At 45.7% G+C, this 17,633-nt stretch carries 13 protein-coding genes; 8 read left to right on the top strand and 5 right to left on the bottom strand.

All coding sequences use genetic code 11. The features are described from left to right. Window positions 1–58 precede the first annotated feature (58 nt). The 4 genes from ABGU93_RS05090 to ABGU93_RS05075 all read left to right on the top strand — a co-directional run bounded on the left by ABGU93_RS05090 (window position 59) and on the right by ABGU93_RS05075 (window position 7,009). Entirely contained in the window at window positions 59–1,591 is a 1,533-nt protein-coding gene (locus ABGU93_RS05090; RefSeq protein WP_347412411.1) for an ABC-F family ATP-binding cassette domain-containing protein, read from the top strand. 148 nt (window positions 1,592–1,739) lie between these two features. Further along, complete coding sequence (locus tag ABGU93_RS05085; protein ID WP_347412410.1) at window positions 1,740–4,232, top strand: LuxR C-terminal-related transcriptional regulator; 2,493 nt, start codon at window positions 1,740–1,742, stop codon at window positions 4,230–4,232. Between the two features lie 26 nt (window positions 4,233–4,258). After that, window positions 4,259–5,620, top strand: a complete 1,362-nt coding sequence (locus ABGU93_RS05080; RefSeq protein WP_347412409.1) for an APC family permease — start codon at window positions 4,259–4,261, stop codon at window positions 5,618–5,620. Window positions 5,621–5,821: 201 nt separating this feature from the next. Further along, a complete protein-coding gene (locus tag ABGU93_RS05075) occupies window positions 5,822–7,009 on the top strand; it encodes an anaerobic nitric oxide reductase flavorubredoxin (RefSeq protein ID WP_026395547.1) in 1,188 nt (395 codons plus the stop codon). Window positions 7,010–7,085: 76 nt separating this feature from the next. On the opposite strand, the gene asrC is transcribed toward ABGU93_RS05075, so the two are convergent. From asrC to ABGU93_RS05050, 5 genes are all read right to left on the bottom strand, one after another. Next, window positions 7,086–8,054: a sulfite reductase subunit C gene (gene asrC / locus ABGU93_RS05070; RefSeq protein WP_347412408.1), complete on the bottom strand. Its 969-nt coding sequence runs from the start codon at window positions 8,052–8,054 to the stop codon at window positions 7,086–7,088. 9 nt (window positions 8,055–8,063) lie between these two features. After that, the gene (gene asrB, locus ABGU93_RS05065) at window positions 8,064–8,861 is read right to left on the bottom strand and encodes an anaerobic sulfite reductase subunit AsrB (protein WP_347412407.1); all 798 of its coding nucleotides are present in this window, start codon (window positions 8,859–8,861) and stop codon (window positions 8,064–8,066) included. Then, a complete protein-coding gene (asrA, locus tag ABGU93_RS05060) occupies window positions 8,862–9,875 on the bottom strand; it encodes an anaerobic sulfite reductase subunit AsrA (protein WP_347412406.1) in 1,014 nt (337 codons plus the stop codon). Window positions 9,876–10,007: 132 nt separating this feature from the next. Then, window positions 10,008–11,564: a hydroxylamine reductase gene (gene hcp / locus ABGU93_RS05055; RefSeq protein ID WP_347412405.1), complete on the bottom strand. Its 1,557-nt coding sequence runs from the start codon at window positions 11,562–11,564 to the stop codon at window positions 10,008–10,010. 372 nt (window positions 11,565–11,936) lie between these two features. Then, window positions 11,937–12,812, bottom strand: coding sequence for a formate/nitrite transporter family protein (locus tag ABGU93_RS05050; protein ID WP_347412404.1), 876 nt, complete (start codon window positions 12,810–12,812; stop codon window positions 11,937–11,939). A 412-nt stretch (window positions 12,813–13,224) separates the two neighbouring features. On the opposite strand from ABGU93_RS05050, the gene ABGU93_RS05045 reads away from it, so the two are divergent. From ABGU93_RS05045 to ABGU93_RS05030, 4 genes are all read left to right on the top strand, one after another. Then, complete coding sequence (locus ABGU93_RS05045; protein ID WP_347412403.1) at window positions 13,225–15,243, top strand: GAF domain-containing protein; 2,019 nt, start codon at window positions 13,225–13,227, stop codon at window positions 15,241–15,243. Next, window positions 15,236–15,706 (top strand): ATPase P, encoded by a 471-nt coding sequence (locus ABGU93_RS05040; protein WP_347412402.1) that lies wholly within the window; start codon window positions 15,236–15,238, stop codon window positions 15,704–15,706. Before ABGU93_RS05045 ends, ABGU93_RS05040 begins: the two co-directional genes overlap by 8 nt. 134 nt (window positions 15,707–15,840) lie before the next feature. Then, window positions 15,841–16,698, top strand: coding sequence for a proline iminopeptidase-family hydrolase (locus ABGU93_RS05035; RefSeq protein WP_347412401.1), 858 nt, complete (start codon window positions 15,841–15,843; stop codon window positions 16,696–16,698). 101 nt (window positions 16,699–16,799) lie between these two features. Next, window positions 16,800–17,354, top strand: coding sequence for a glycerol-3-phosphate responsive antiterminator (locus ABGU93_RS05030; RefSeq protein WP_347412400.1), 555 nt, complete (start codon window positions 16,800–16,802; stop codon window positions 17,352–17,354). Window positions 17,355–17,633: the final 279 nt, after the last annotated feature.

The following is a 17,633-nucleotide window of genomic DNA, read 5'->3' as shown; positions in this document are numbered from 1 at the left end:
TAAAATGGCTCTCTGTTTTATTTTTGCTAAAAATTCTTAACAACCAGGAGAAATGTAAATGGGACTATTGGACGTAATTAATCTATCACATTCGTTTGGTGATAAAATTTTATATCAGGAGGCTTCCTTCGAATTATTCAAAGGGGAGCATATGGGGATTGTCGGGCGCAACGGTACCGGGAAGACAACCCTTTTAAATACCTTAATCGGCGAAATTATTCCCGATGGTGGGGAAATTCGCTGGCAAAAAGGGATCAAGGTCGGGTATCTGGACCAGCATGCCAAAATTGATCAGGATGTAACGGTGTTTGACTATCTGAAAACATCGTTTCACGAGCTCTATGAAATAGAAGCACAGCTGACCAAAATCTATGAAGACATGGGCAGCGATTGCAGTGAGAAAGCCATGAACAGAGCCTCCGATCTACAGAGTTTGCTGGAAAATTCCGGCTTTTACGAATTGGAAAGCCGGATCTTAAAAATTGCCGATGGTCTGGGGATTACGGCGCTGGGAATGGACAGCATTCTGGAACAACTCAGCGGTGGCCAGCGGGCCAAGGTTATTCTGGCCAAGCTACTACTGGAAGAACCGAATGTGCTGCTTCTGGATGAACCCACCAACTTTCTCGATAAGGAACATGTGGAATGGCTCACTGATTATTTAAAAGCCTATGAGGGTACCTTTCTGGTGATTTCTCATGACTTCGATTTTCTGGACAAGATCACCACCTGTGTCTGCGACATCGAGTTTTCCACCATCAAAAAATACAGTGGCAACATTACCAAGTTTATCACCTTAAAAGGGCTGCGCCGGGAGAGCTATATCCGAGAATTTGAAGCCCAGAAAAAAGAGATCAAGAAATTTGAAGATTATATTTCTAAAAACAAAGCCCGGGCTTCCACCGCCAGCATGGCCAAGAGCAGACAGAAACAATTGGATCGCATCGATCGGATTCCACCACCGGAACTGGTACCAAAACCAAATTTCCGATTGACGGCTACCCACATTTCGACCCAGCGCTCCTTAAGTGTCAAGGATCTGGAGATTGGCTACGACTATCCATTACTCTCGAAAATGAATTTTAAAATTGAGTCGGGCCAGAAAACGGTGATCACCGGATTCAACGGGATTGGGAAATCAACCCTGCTGAAAACCCTGGTCAAACAGATTCCACCGATAGCAGGGAAATTCAAGTTTGCCGATAACATCAAAATCGCCTATTTTGAGCAGGATCTCAATTGGGACAACCCCAATCTGACTCCCATTCAGGTGGTGTCCGAGGTCTATCCCAAGCTGTCCCAGAGTCAGCTGCGGCGTTATCTGGCCCAGTGTGGACTAAAAGCAAAAAGCATGCTTCAGGGGGTCGCTACCCTCAGTGGTGGGGAACAGGCCAAGGTCAAGATCTGTATTCTGATGCTGACCAGTGCCAATTTCCTGATCCTGGATGAGCCGACCAACCATCTCGATACCGATGCCAAAGAGGTGTTAAAAAAAGAACTGATCAAGTGGACCGGGACACTGATTCTGGTTTCTCATGAGGCTTCATTTTATGAAGATTGGGCCGAACATATTATTAATATTGAGGGCTAAGGCGAGCCGATATTTAGATCGAACCATAAATCCGCGAATGTCCTAAAAAAAAACTTAACATATGCTAAAAATCCAGCTATTATGAATGATAAAGAGTGTGTTAATAACCAATTTGCAATAAATTGAAACTAAGAAATGAGACATTAGAGTGAAAATACAATTCTTAAAAAGAGAACGCATTAATGATCAATTAGCTGAGATTTACGATTATCCTCTGACCATCGTGGAGGCCCCCATGGGCTATGGTAAAACCACGGCGGTCAGAAATTTTCTGGAAATGAAAAAGATCAAACCAATCTGGATCACCTTTCAGCCAGAAAATGGTTCTGCGGATTATAAATGGGATAAGGTCTGCGAGGAGATTGGCAAATGGGATCAAAACACCGGCCAAACATTGAAGCAGTTGGGGTTTCCGGTGGATGTACCCCAGATGGACCAGGTATTGTCGGTTTTAAGCAAGATGAATACCGATGATAGTTTATTTATGGTGCTTGATGATTATCATTTGACCGCATATGAACCCCTCGATCGTCTGATTGAATTGATTGTTACCGAGCGGATCGAAGATTTTCATCTGATCATTATTACCCGGAGCTCGGGAAATCTAAATCGTACCGAGCTGGTAGCCAAAGGCTTCTGCCGCATGATGACCCAGGAAATTTTAAAATTTACTGAAGCTGAAGTCCGGGATTACTGCACGATGATGATGGAAACCATTTCCGAGAAAGACTTGCAAAAGATAAACGAGTACGCCGGTGGCTGGATCACGCTGACTTATATGCTGCTGCTTGGTCTGGAAAAGGGGATACCGGTGGGGATGAACATGACCATCGATGAGCTGATCAGTTTGACCCTTTTTGATGCTTACGATGAGTCGACTCAAGCCTTTCTGATAAAACTTTCAATTATGGACAGTTTTACGGCCGAACAAGCGCAATTTATTACAGGTGATGCACACACGGCGGACACCTTAAAAAAAATCAGAAACGAAAATTCATTTATTTATTTTGATGAAGTCAATCATAGCTATCAAATTCATTTTGTCCTGCTTGATTTTTTACGATCAAAGCAAAATCTTATCGCTACAGAAAAACAGGACTTGTACTGTCGTTTAGGGGAATGGTATCTGGACAAAATGAATTTTACAAAGGCCTATGCCTGTTTTTACCGTGGTGGGGAAATTAAGCGGATTCTTGAGCATTTAAACAATCCTGAAAACATCCGCAATGAACTGGCTGAATTTGAAGGTTCTGGGGAGATGTTCGAAAAAGCTCCCATCGCCCTGCTGCGACAGTATCCAATTGCTTATTTGCAATCAATTCTGATTGCTCTGATCCGGGGGAATGAACAAACGGCCATTGGCTGTCGCCGGCAATTGGATCAGTTGGAACGGTTCTATAATCATCAGGATGGGATTGAACAGACCTATCGAAACCGGGTTCTGGCAGAGATCAATATCATCAAAAAATTTACGGTATTTAATCATATTGAAGAATCAACAGCGGCTAATGAACTGATTCTCAGTCTTTTAAACGGGGAACAGTCCTACATTTTACTGAGGGAAAATGAATTTACCTTTGGCTCACCTCATCTGACCTATAATTATTTCAGAGAACCGGGTTTGTACCAAAAAACGGCCCAACTGATCATTGAGAAATTCCCGGTTTATCCTCAATATACCAATGGCTGTGGAACGGGCTCAGAATATCTGGCCCGGGCCGAATACAGTCTCGAAACTGGTAATTGGGATGAGGCCGAACGCAATAGTCAAAAGGCCATCTACAAAGCCCGTACCAAAGATCAGTACAGTATTATTATCTGCGCCAATTTTGTGCTGATTCGGCTGATGATTTTACAGGGAAAGATAACCGCTGCCCTGAATCGTCTTGGGGAATTGGAAAAGGAAATTCAGGAGGTCCGAAATCCCATTTTCAACACCACCATGGACATTTGCAAGGGCTATATTTATGCCAATTTGAAACAGACAGAGAAGATTCCTTACTGGCTGCAGATCGGGGATATGAATACCGCTGATCTGTTTTATCAGGGGATCGCTTTTAATTATCTGGTTTACGGCAAGGCCGTTACCGCATCCCGGAATTATATCAAACTGGAAATCCTGGCCGAGAGTTTTGTTGAGTACTTTACAATTTATCATAATCAGTTGGGCTTTATCCATAATGGGATCTTTAATGCCATTGCAAAATACTATCTTTATGGCGTCGAAGCAGGTATCGTAGCATTAAATAAGATTCTTTCTGAAGCCCATCTCGATGGTATTTTCATGCCCTTTGTCGAAAATGCACCGGATCTGATTGAGATGCTGAGAGAAATCTGTAATCGTCAACCGAAAGATGCTTTTATTCATAAACTGTTGTCAATCAGCGAAGTTTACATGCAAAGTCTGGAAAATGGCGAATTGCCTCAAATCTGTCTGACCCAACGGGAACAGGAAGTATTGCGGCTGACCGCTGAAGGTTTAAAACGGGAAGAAATAGCCAAACGGCTTTATATCGCCCCCGCCACCGTTAAAACCCATCTCCAGAATGTTTATAAGAAGTTGGATGTCAAGGGCAAAAATGCCGCGATTAGAACAGCAGTCAAAAATGGCTTATTGTTTGCAGAAAGGTCGAGCCAATGACAGGGGATCGTCTTAAAAAAGACAGCTTGAATATATTTCAGACAATTGCCTTATCAGTTGCCATTATGGGTCCTTCAGCATCCATTGCAATCACGGCGGGGATGATTGGATCGCATGTGGGTTCTTCAGTACCGCTCGTTTTTTTAGTATCCCTGGTGATTGTCGGTTGCGTGGCGGTTTCGATCGTGAAACTGAACCAGACCTTTCCTTCGGCAGGTTCGGTATACTATTTTGTCGAAAAAACAATGGGACGAAGGGCCGGTTTTATTTCAGGATGGCTGATTGTGTTGGCTTATTTGGTGCTCAGTGTCAGTTGTATTATGGTATCCTGCGCCTATCTTGAAATCCTGTTGAGTATTTTTGGGATAACCATTCACTGGCTGTTTATCGGGCTGCTTTTAATGGGAATGATTTTCGGGCTGGCGCATCGGGACGCCGAAACAAGCACTTGGGTGATGTTATTGATTGAGATAATTTCGATGGGATTGATCTTATTAGTCGCCGGGATTATTCTTGGCAGTTCCCGGCAGTCGACTGGTTTGAACCTGGTACCCTTCACTCTGGGCAATAATAACCTATCATCGCTGGGCTATGCTTCGGTTTTTGGTTTCCTGGCCTTTGCCGGTTTCGAGGGAGCTTCAGCGCTTGGCGAAGAAAGTAAAAACCCCCAGCTGACCATTCCTCTGGCTATTACCAGTGGGATTATTATCACCGGAATTTTCTATGTGCTTGTTTCCTACGCTCAGGTGATTGGCTTTGGACAGACAACTGAAGGGATGGCGGCTTTTACAGGTAGTAACGCGCCATTAAGTGATCTGATTGCCCGATATCTGGGAACTGAGTTTGCAATTGTGATGCTGCTGTGTATGGCAATATCCTTTTTTACCAGTACCCTGGGCTGCGTCAACGCCGGGGCCAGAGTATTGTTTACGATGAGTCGGGATGGAATGTTATGCCCGTCACTGGCCAGGGTTGATAAAAAAAACAATACCCCCCATGTGGGCTTGAATGTTTTTGTCGCCGCCATAACCATGATGATCGTGGTCAGCTTTAGGCTCGTGGCAATTGAGCTGGCTGGCTATGCGGCTTTAACCGGAACTCTGGCATTGCTGCTTTCTTATATCTTTACCTCAATCGGTGCGATGGTGTACTTTTACAAAAACCGCAGCTGGCGGGGTGTCCAGCTGATTTTACCGGCAGTAGCCGTGGTGGCTTTGGTTTTTATTATTTTTGCCAATGTTTACCCGATTCCGGTATTTCCCCAAAACCTGTTTACCTACGGGGTGATGATCTGGTTGGGCATCGGGATTATTTTAAGTCGAAATCAGACAGAGTCAAGGACCGCGGTCCAGGTGATATCGAAAAATGAAAGCAATTTGAATGGATAAATTGCATTAAGATAGAAAGGCTAATAATAACCTGAGACTTCTACTGCTCAGCTGCTAGGCTGTGTGAGAGAAGTCATTTTGTTTGGCGATATTGGGCGATTGAAAAGATTATCGATGAAGATTAGGGGTATATAGCTATCAGACGATGGATTGAGATACAAGGTTCATCGTACTAATAAATGATCTGAAAGGAAATAGAGAATGAAAAAACAAATTAAAAACAATGTCAGCTGGGTTGGTAAGGTCGATTGGGAGCTGCAGCAGTTTCATGGCAATGAGTTTTCAACCAATCATGGCTCCACCTACAATTCTTATCTGATTGAGGAAGAAAAGACGGTTTTAATCGACACGGTCTGGATGCCTTTTGCCAAAGAGTATGTGGAAAATTTGGCGCAGGTAATAGACTTAAACGAAATCGACTATATTGTTGCCAACCATGGTGAAGTCGACCACAGCGGTGCGCTGCCGGAACTGATGAAATTAATACCCGATGTGCCGATTTACTGTACCGAAAACGCCGTTAAGTCATTAAAGGGTCAGTATCATCAGGATTGGAATTTCCAGGTGGTGAAAACTGGCGATAAGTTGGATCTGGGTAATGGTAAAGAACTGATTTTTGTCGAAATGCGGATGCTTCATTGGCCCGATAGTATGGCCAGCTATCTGACTGGCGACAATATCTTATTCAGTAATGACGCCTTTGGCCAGCATTATGCCACCGAAAGACTGTATAATAACCTGGTTGATCAATGTGACTTGTACAAAGAAGCGATGAAATACTATGCCAATATTCTGACTCCCTTCAGCGCTATCTTGCGAAAAAAACTGGACGAAATTATTGCCTTTAATCTGACCATTGATATTATCGCCACCAGCCATGGCGTCATCTGGAATGACAACCCGATGCAAATCGTTGAGAAATATGCTCAATGGGCCGGGGATTATCAGGAAAACCAGATCACCATCATCTACGATACAATGTGGAACGGCACTAAAAACCTGGCCGAAAAAATCGCCGAAGGGATTGGCCTGACCGATCCGGATGTCGAAGTTAAGGTTTTCAACCTGGCCAAAAGCGATGAGAATGATCTGATCACCGAGGTTTTTAAATCTAAAACGGTACTGATTGGCTCGCCAACCATCGGCGGTAGCATTCTCCACTCCATTGCCGGCTTTGTTCATCTGATGAAAGAGCTGAAGTTTAAAAATAAAAAGGCCGCGGCCTTTGGTTGCTACGGTTGGAGCGGCGAGTCCACCAAGGTCTTAAATGAATGGCTGACTGGCGCCGGTTTTGAAATAATCAATGAGGGTCTCCGCAATCAGTGGAACCCCGATGACGCCCAACAGGCATCAGCCATCGACTTCGGCAAAGAAATCGCCAAAGCCTAGAACCTAAGTTATTGAAAAAAAAACGACTTAATCTTTTGAGATTAAGTCGTTTTTAGTTGGAACATTATAAAATAAATCAATCGTAGTGAATGCCACTCCAGTAAACCGGGCCTTTGACAATAGTCCGGGGATCCAGCTCGACCCCTTCCATGGCCCATTTTTTGTATTCTTCAAAACCAGTACGGTCGATGATGTAGCCAATGTGCTCTTTGCCGCCGGGGGCTTCTTTATCGATATAGTTGGTCACATAGGCATAGGTGTTTTTGACAATTTTGATAATCGCATCTTCAGTTGCCCAGACCAGGAAGTCTTCGGCCAGCCGGGGGTTCCGTTTGCCAGTGCGGCCCATAATCACCAGCCGGTAGTAGGTTTCCGGGCTGCGAGTCCAGGCTCGGGTCGGGCAGTTGATGACACATTCGCCGCAGCCGACACATTTTTCGGTGTTGCGGACAATCCGGTAATTTTCCACCGATAAGGCATCCACCGATTTCTTCTTACAGGCCTTGACACAGGCCTGACAGCCCATACAGCGTTCTTTTTCGTATTGCGGTTCGGTCATGCCGATGATGCCAAAGTCATGCATCCGCGTTTTGATGCAGTCATTGGCACAGCCGGTAAAGGCCACCTTAAAATGGAGGTCATTGGGAAAGATTTCCTTTTCCATCCGCTTGGCAAAATTGGTGGTGTTATAGGTGGCAAAAGGACAGGTATTGCTGCCGATACAAGCCGATACGTTTCGGGTGCCGGCGGAAGTATAGCCCTTGCCGGGGATTTCCTGATTAATTTCCAGTTTATCAATAATCGGCTGGAGCAGGGCATTAACGGCGTCCATATCGCTATATTTGATGCCGGGAATCTCAAAGCCCTGACGGGTGGTTAAATGGATCCGGCCATTGCCATAGGTTTCAGCAATGTTTTGAATCAGTGGCAGCAGCTCAGCGGTTAATAAGCCCCCGGGAACCCGGACTCGGGAGGCGGTTTCCCCACGGACCTTAGTGACGCGATAGGCATTTTTCTTTATCTTTTTAGTATTCAGATCTAACATGGCTTCCTCCTAATCCTTTAAAAATTTTCCCTTGGTATAATTAAAAACCGGGCCGTCCAGACAAATATAGGTGTCATCGATTTTGCAGTGACCGCATTTGCCGATGCCGCAGCACATTTTTCGTTCCTGGGAGATCCACAGGTTTTCTTCCTTGAAGCCCTTGGCCAGCAGATCGTTGATCGTGCATTTCATCATGATCGGGGGACCGACAACGATCCCGACCGCATCAGTCAGACCTTTGATCATCAGATCCGGAATATATTGGGTCACCAGGCCGCAGTTGCCATCATAATGTTCGTCCGGATAATCGACTGTCATAATCACATTGATGTTTTTCTTCCAGATTTCAAAATCTTTCTTAAACAGCATATCTTTGGGGGATTTAAAACCGACCAGGAGGGTAAAGCCTTTGCAGTCTTCGGGATGAGCCGAAAAATAATCGACGATCCCTTTGACCGGCGATAGACCGGTGCCGCCGGCGACCAGCAGAATTTCTTTGCCCTTGTAGTTGCTAATCTCAAAGCCGTTGCCGTAGGGACCCCGCAAAAATAGGGTATCGCCGACATAATTTTCAAAGATTTCATCGGTAACCTTGCCGACTTTACGGATCGTCAGATCGACGGTGCCGTCACTGATGCCGCTGACCGAAATGGGCGCTTCCCCAAACTTCGGTAAAGATACCTCAAAAAACTGGCCTGGTTTGACATCACCGACATAGGTCATCCGGAAGGTAAACTCGATTTCGGTATGTTTGATCACTTCGGTGATTTTCGAAAGGAAAGGAATATAAGGATTAAGTTCAGTCATTTAGTTTTCCTCCTTTGCAGCGTCACTCACTAAGGTATTCAGCTTATTGATACAATTGGCAAACGAAATATATTCGGGACAGACATCGTCACAGCGGCCACAACCGATACACATGTGGGTACCGAAGCGCCGTTTATAATCATTGACCTTATGCAGCACCTTGAAGCGCATCCGTTGACCCTTGTCATTTCTAAAGGCATGTCCGCCAGCCATATCGGTATAGCCGTCGACATGACAGGAAGCCCAAACCCGCCGCCGTTCGCCGGCTTTGCCGTTGTCGGTGTAGAAAATATCCTGCATTGTGAAACAGGTACAGGTAGGACAGACAAAGTTACAACGTCCGCAGGCAATACAGCGGTTGCCATATTCTTCCCAGAACGGGGAATCAAACAGGGTTTGAGGAACCGTTTCCGGGATTGTTACGACGGTATCATTGGCAGTGACCGAATCTGGAATTACCTCAGTTAGGGTAGCACCGGTTAGGGCGGCATCCAGGTAGTCCCAGTGGCTGTCGACCAGCACGGTATCGCCATCAACCTTGAGATAGGCATCATAATCTTCGCTCTGCTGGGTACCCATGGAAACACAGAAGCAGTTTTCAAAGGAGTTTTCGCAACCCATCAGAATAAATTTGGTATTGTCTCGCAGCCGTTTGTAATAGGTGTCAACGGCGCCGTTTTCCAGATAAATCGTATCCATCCGTTTCAGCCCGTGCAAATCACAGCTACGCAAGAACACGATGGCCCCTTTTTTGGGAGCGTCGGCTTCTTTCATTTCATTTTCGGTAAAATAAAAAAGCGTTTCAGAGATGGGGAGTAAGACCTCTTTAAAAGAGTAGTCAGATTTTTCAGTAAATTCAATTTCAGATAGATCAGTGATTTCACCATAACGGATGGTGTCGATGTGGGTAAAAGTGCCATCGCCCACAAACCGTTTAGGGGCATAGATGAGATAGTTTTTTGATAAGTCTGAGAAGATAGCGTTCATTTTTTCAGGTGTAGTTTGGTAACCCATAAACAAGTCCTCCTTCAAGTTTTTTAGTATTCGTAGTTATAAAATTGAAGTCTGCCAAAGTACCTGATTTAGGTTCCCTGACAGACTATCAATTTGTGAGATGATGTTAAAATTTATTTTTGGAAGTTGAGATTAGCTCAGTAATTTTGCCAGGTCAGCTTCTGGTGTGGTGATTGGTCCGATGTTGTAGTTTTCAACCAGAACGTTTAATACGTTTGGTGAAATAAAGGCTGGCAATGATGGTCCCAATAAGATGTTTTTGATGCCGAGGTGTAACAGGGTCAGCAGGATACAAACGGCTTTTTGTTCGTACCAGGACAATACCATGCTAAGTGGTAAGTCATTAACGCCACATTCAAAGGCACCGGACAGAGCAACAGCAACCTGAATGGCTGAGTAAGCATCATTACATTGACCCATATCCATCAGACGAGGTAAGCCGCCAATGGTACCCAGATCAAGATCATTGAAGCGGTATTTACCACAGGCCAGGGTTAAGACAACCGTATCAGCTGGAGTTTTTTCAACAAATTCGGTGTAGTAGTTACGTCCGGTTTTAGCGCCGTCACAGCCGCCAACCAGGAAGAAGTGTTTGATATCGCCGGCTTTAACAGCAGCGATAACCTTGTCAGCAACGCCTAAAACGGTGCCGTGACCAAAGCCGGTTAACAGTGTTTTTCCGCCATTGATGCCAGTCATTTCTTTATCTTCAGGATATCCACCCAGTTCCAGCGCTTTGGCAATCACTGGGGCAAAATCTTTTTCTTTACCAACATGGATCATACCTGGGTATTGAACCATATCGGTGGTGAAAATGCGGTCAGAGTAGCTTTCTTTGACGGGCATAATACAGTTAGTGGTGAACAGAACCGGAGCTGGGACAGCGGCAAATTCTTTTTGTTGATTCTGCCATGCGGTTCCAAAGTTTCCTTTTAAGTGAGGATATTTTTTAAGTTCCGGATAAGCGTGGGCGGGCAGCATTTCGCCATGGGTGTAAATGTTAATGCCTTTGCCTTCGGTTTGTTCAAGTAATAATTTTAAATCATGTAAATCATGACCAGTGATGATGATAAAAGGTCCTTTTTCAATGGTTAAAGGAACTTCAGTTGGGACTGGGGTACCATAGGTTTCGGTATTGGCTTTGTCCAGCAGGGCCATACATGCCAGGTTGATTTCCCCGGTTTTTAGTACCAGTGGTAACAATTCGCCCATTCCTAAATCCGAGCCCACAGCGTCTAAAGCTTCGTAGAAGAAGGCATCAACGACTGGATCTTTATATCCTAAAATAGCGGCATGGTGAGCGTAGGCAGCAACCCCTTTAACGCCTAACAAGATTAGAGTTTTTAAAGAACGGATGTCTTCATTGTCATCCCAGAGTTTTGCCATATCGTAATCTACCGCAGTAGGGTCCAGCTCGGCTTTCATTTTGTCGACACAGTCAACCATGACTTTTAAGCTTTCTTCGTCAAAACTGACATTAGTAACAGTAGTGAACAGGGCTTTTTTGATACAGGCATCAGTGGCTTCAGTAGCGGCTGTTTTTTTAACAGCTTTAGCCAATCCAATACATGCACCGACTAACTTATCCTGGAGATCAGCAACGGGTGGTGTTTTACCACAGACTCCGCTGACCTCACATCCAGTTCCTTTGGCAGTTTGTTCACATTGAAAACAAAACATATCTTTCATCTTTTTACCTCTCTCGACTAAATTTGTATCTATGTTATCCCGTCTGACGGGGATGAACCGGGGTTGAAAATTTCTCATACAGTTTTGTTATACCCATAATCGTCAGAAAAAAACAGACAACAATGAAAATAAATAAGAAATCGTCTTCATCTGAATCCGAAGAAACAGATGAAGGGGCAGCTGTGACGAGATCTCATCGAAACCGAATCTTAATCGATTCAGGGTTCAATGCGTTCTGGTAACTTGCTATAATTACATTATATATCAGGTTATTGGAAATAACAGTTGCATTTGCAACATGAATAAAAAATATTTTTTTTATTTGGAACGCTGTGAATCACCGGATACTTTTGTTGTTTGACCGATCAGCCGCTAGTTTGGGGTAGGGGGATCGGACGGTTTCTTACCAGATTTATAAATAAACCAGTAATATCCGGCGACCAGAATACCACCGCCAACGATATTGCCAAGGGTGACCGGGAGTTCGTTGTTGAGAAAAAAGGAGGTCCAGTTGAGGGCGTCCAGTTTTTCAGGGGTGACGCCATTGGCCAGGGCCGCTTCAACCCATTTGGGATTGGCTTTGGCTAATATCCCGGCCGGAATATAATACATATTGGCCACGCTGTGTTCAAACCCGGAGGTGATAAACAGCCAGATCGGGAAGAAGATAGCCAGAATTTTGCCGACTATATCTTTAGCAGCAAAGGACATCCAGATTGCCAGGCAGACCAACCAGTTACACATCAGGCCCAGCCAGAAGGCCGACATAAAGGGTAGTGCCACCTTACCGGCAGCGATCTTGATGGTCATCGCGCCCAGCAGATTGTCACCGCTGTTCAAAAGACCGGAATTGACCATCATATAGGCCAGAAATAATCCGCCGACCAGGTTGCCAATCCAGACGAGCCCCCAGTTGGACAGCATCCGACCAAGTTTGACTTTTCTGTCAAGCACCGCGGCGATAATCAGGGTCTGACCGGTAAACATCTCGGCTCCGGCAATGATGACCAGCATCAAACCGGTTCCGAATATGGCGCCGGCCAGGACGCGTCCCAGACCAAAGGTGCTGGGATCAGCCAACAGATTGAAGGACGCCATGGTCGAGCCTTCAGAAGCAAAGCCAATGAATACGCCGGCCAGAATGGCCAGCATGAATTCCTTCAAATAAGGTGTTGAGACCTTTTTAATGCCCACACCGACGGCCACATCGATAATTTCCGGTGGCGCAAAATAATTTTTCGTTTCCATTTTTTACCTCTCGCGAATAAATTTGTAAATTGATTTTATCCCGTCAAAAGGGATAAACCTTGTGGCCAGATAAAATAGCAGTGTAACGGATCATATCCAATCGAATTGTCGTCGCTTCAGATATCAAAGCGTGTTGGTAACTTGCTATGGCGACAGTATACAGCACTTCATCCGGAAAAAAAGTTGCATTTGCAACGCGGATTGAAGATTTTTTTTATCCGCTGCGCTATAAAATCCGTACCGATGCAGATAATCGGAAGCAGTAATTATTTAGTAACGGGTCACTTTTTAACGCTTTAAAGCATCGGATAACCGGGAGTTGTGCGCTTTTGACACAACGTCAGCTTTTAATTTGCAGCTGATTATGATATGATTCGTTAACTAAGGATAATCATTAGAAAAGAGGAATACCATGAGCCTGAAAATGAGCAACCTGCTGGACATTGAAAAATACCTGTTGCTGGAACTAGTTTATTTTCATTTGCCGCCGCAATACAAAAATCGGATTACCCGGGAAACCCCGATGAAGCTGGATGAATATATCGATTTGGTGGAACAATGCAGCTATTCAATCTATCCTGGTTTTATCAGCCGTTCAGCAAATGGGTACCAATACAAAAAAAGACGGCAGGCTCATTTTAAACGGATTTACGCATCCAGCGACAATCTGGGTGATGTGGTGATTACCGGCTATGTCAACGACAATTATGGTTCCTACGGCAATACTGCTGATAAGAATAAAACCAGCTTTGTGGGTATCGCCCTGGTAGACCGCGAAAATAACGGGGCGGTTATTTTCAGTGGTTGTGAACAGATGAATCCCACCAGCATTGTGTTGGACTGGGGCGGCTGTCTGATCGCGTCGTTGGGTATTGTCACCGTCCATCACCATAAGGCCATCGATTTTTATGATCAGCACATGGCCGGAATTCTGGGTGAACGCAATATCCTCGGTCACTCCAAAGGCGGCAATCTGGCGACATATGTTTATATCAACCGGCTTGATGAGAATACCAATGCCTATTGTGTCAATGCCCAGCCCTACTGCTGGTATACCATGACTGAGATTCAGAAGGAAGCCTTGAAAACCGACCGCTTTGAGTATATTGTCCATGCCAATGACCCCACCCGCAAGGCCAGCTATGTGTCTTATATCAGCCGAACGGCCCCCCTTAATCGCTACGCGGCCCAGCGTTTTATTGATATTCACGGTTTTGCTGAGGTGAATTTTGACGAATTCGGAAATCTGGAAGGGGCCCGGGTCATCCGGGAAACCGCCAGCCAGTTGAAATCCCGGCTTTTTAACGACTACACGGCTGAGAAGCGGCTGACCCACGACGAATGCATGGTCCGTTTCCAGGAAAAGCTGAACGAAATCACCTCCCTGCCCCGGCTGTTCAGTACCACCCTGGACGAGATCCTGCTGGTAACCGAAGCCAGGGCGGCAATTATCTGGTTTAAAGATGAAGATGACCGGGGCCCCTTTATTTATCCGCTGATCATCAAAAGTCCCGGAGCGGAGGATCTTTATCAGCTGAAACTGCGGCCGGGCCAGGGGATTGCCGCCCAATCTGTTTTTGAGGGATTACCACTGTATATCAAGGATTCCCGACAATACCGGTTGACAGTTGGTAGTCTGAACCAGGCCATGGGTCTGACTATCACCTCCGAAATTGCGGTGCCACTGGGGATTGACGAAGCCGAAGTATTTGGTGCCCTGGAACTGATCAACAAACTGGATGGCGTCTTTTCACTGGAAGATTTTGCCCTGGTCAATGACATGACCCTGGCGATGCTGGAGGTCTTTAAAAAATCCGGTCAGTCGCTGGACAATTACCGGGATTTTTCGTTGCTGCAGATCCGTAAAGGTGGCAAGCGCACGTTTGCGGTGGAAAAGAACGGCTTTAAGGAAAAAACCTTTGCATCCCCAGCTGAAAAGAGTACTTTTCTTAAAAAAATATCGGGCCTGTCTTTGGAACCTAACGAACGGCTGATTTTTAACCGGATCACCTTTACCAGCGACAAACAGGAGCAGTTAAAACGGCTGCGCAAGCAGGAATATGCCATTATCTTTGAAAATCCTCACCTGCGACAGGCCAAAACTCGGGTCAGCACGGTGCTGATTGCGATGTTGCTCCAGATCCGGGAAAATCGGGTAAAACTCAACATGGTGGCCAAAATGATGGGTCTTCATGATAAACTGAAAACCCGGATCAGCGACCTCAGCGATGCCGAATACATCCGGCTGGAATATGGCATGGCCCGGATCCGCCGGCCCAAACTAATTATCGTCAACACCCCGCCCCAGGGACTCAACCCAGCGGCTTACCAGGTGATGTGCAACCGGCTCAAAAAAGACTGTCAAAAGAAAGCCGCCACGGTGATTGTCTTAAATGTATATGATGAAAACGGAGAGGTGAAAAATGATTAATCTGGAAATTCCCGGTCACGAGCCCATCACGGTGGCGCATGTGACCTTTGATTATAATGGCACCCTGGCGGTTGATGGCTATCTGGTGGCAGGGCTCAAAGAACGGCTGGTCGCTTTGGCGAAGTTGGTAGAGGTGCATATTCTCACTGCCGATACCTTTGGGCTGGTGCGGGAGCAATGCGGTGACCTGCCGGTGACGATTGAGATTTTTGCCAAGGATAATATTTCCCAAAAGAAAAAAGCATTTGTCGAGGCGCTAGGCGGTGCGACTAACATTGCCATCGGCAACGGTAACAATGACCGGGAAATGTTTGCCGAAAGTCGGCTGGCGATTGTGGTGATGGGAACAGAAGGCTGCTGCGTGCCGTCGCTGCTGGCGGCGGATATTGTCGTCAGCAGCCCGCTGGATGCCCTGGATCTGCTGCTTAACACCGATCGACTGGTAGCCACTCTGCGCACCTGAAATCGTCAGGACCCCCAAAATTGTTAATCTGAAAATAAAAAGGGTAAGTTTAAACAAAGACTTAAAACAGTGGCGAATCATCACGGAACTTTTGCAATTACCTAAAAATCACTTGGAAAAAAGGAGATGTCAAGATGAGAGAAGATTATATCAGCTATCAGGGCAAGAAAATATGGTATTCAGTTTATGGCGAAGAATCCAAACAAACACCGCTGCTGGTGGTTCACGGCGGCCCGGGGTTTGTAAGTACGCCGGAAATTCTTTCTGACTTCAGCGAGGACCGACCGGTCTATTTCTATGATCAGCTGGGCAGCGGAAACTCGGATCGGGCTGATAATAATAATGATTATTCCCTGGAATACTTTGTCTCCGAGCTGGATGCGGTGATTCAGGGCTTACAGCTCCGTGAGGTGATCTTGCTGGGGCTATCCTGGGGATGCGGACTGATTTGTGCCTATATGTTGGATAAGCAGCCGCAGTTTGTCAAAGCACTGATCCTTTCGGCGCCTTATCTGAGCACCCCGCTGTGGGAGGAATGTGCCATCGAAAACATTTCTAATCTGCCCGAAGCGATCCAGAAGATCATCATTGAAGCCGAAAAGAATCAGGAATTTGGCGCCGACTACGAGATGGCCACTGGCGCTTATTACGAAAAATACCTCTGTCGCCTGGATCCCTGGCCGGATAGTGTAATGGCCTCATTTGGTAAACTGAATATGGATGTTTATTTAACCATGTGGGGTCCCAGCGAATTCACGGTCAACGGCAAGCTCAAGCAGTTTGATCTGATGCCCCGGCTCCCTCAAATTCCGGTGCCGGTACTTTTAACCTGTGGCGACAACGATGAAGCCGGAGTCAAAATGGTCAAGGATTTTCAAATGGCCTTTCCCCGGGGCTCGATGGCAGTGATCCCCGGCGCGTCCCATCTCCATCATATTGAACAGCCGCTCATTTACAAAACCATCGTCAGTGAGTTTTTAAAAGATAAGTAGCACCTTGTAATTATGCAAGTGAAGCAGGGCTATTCACCATATAAAAAAATGTTGACGGTTTCATTCTCACTGTGCTATGATCTAGGCAATGAGGAGATAAAATGAGTTGGATTGATTTTTCAGAATTTCAGGTTATTCCTTCCATTCGCAGGCTAAATGATCTGGAAATTGCCCTAAACAGCGAGGCCCAGGTGGTTTTGCTGACCGAAGCCCATATTGCCAATCTGCAGGAGCTGGTCAAACTGGTTCACGCTAAAGATAAAAAGGCCCTTATCAATTTGGAGTTGCTGGGCGGTTTTGGAAAAGACCATGTGGGGATGAAACTGTTAAAAAACTATTACCATGTCGATGGGGTCATGTCAACCGACAGTGGCAAGCTGGGGATGGCAAAACAATGTGGCCTGGTAACCTTTCAGCGATTTTTTCTTCATGATTCGCGTTCTTTTGAGACAGCCCTTAAAATTATTGACTGTTCCCGGGTTGATGGCGCCGAGCTGTTGCCAGCGATTATGGCTCTGGATTGTTATCAAAAACTGACGGCGGTGGCAAAAATTCCCTTATTGGCCGGCGGCTTTATCCGCGACCGGGAGATGATGAACAAGATCAAAACCTGCGGCTTTAAAGGCTTGACGGTCAGCGACAAGTCGCTGTGGTAGTGTGGCAATGAATTTATAATAAAACAAAATAGAATGTGCCGGATGGTAATTGTGTGAGTCCTGCTTAATAAATGTGATGATATGTCGCATTTATTAAGCAGGACTTTTTTTGGTGAGCAGGGGGATTACGGGCGGGTACTACCCGCCCCTACGAACCGATGATTGACAACGATGTAAAGCATAAACAAAAACAAAAACAAAAACGTACTGCATCATACTGTCGGGGCGAGGGTCTGACCCATGGTCATTATCAATCGTCCGAAACATCGAACAAGCAAA

It is taken from the genome of Acetobacterium sp. (genome assembly GCF_039830195.1).
Lineage (GTDB): Bacteria > Bacillota > Clostridia > Eubacteriales > Eubacteriaceae > Acetobacterium.
This window is presented reverse-complemented; position numbering and strand designations above follow the sequence as displayed.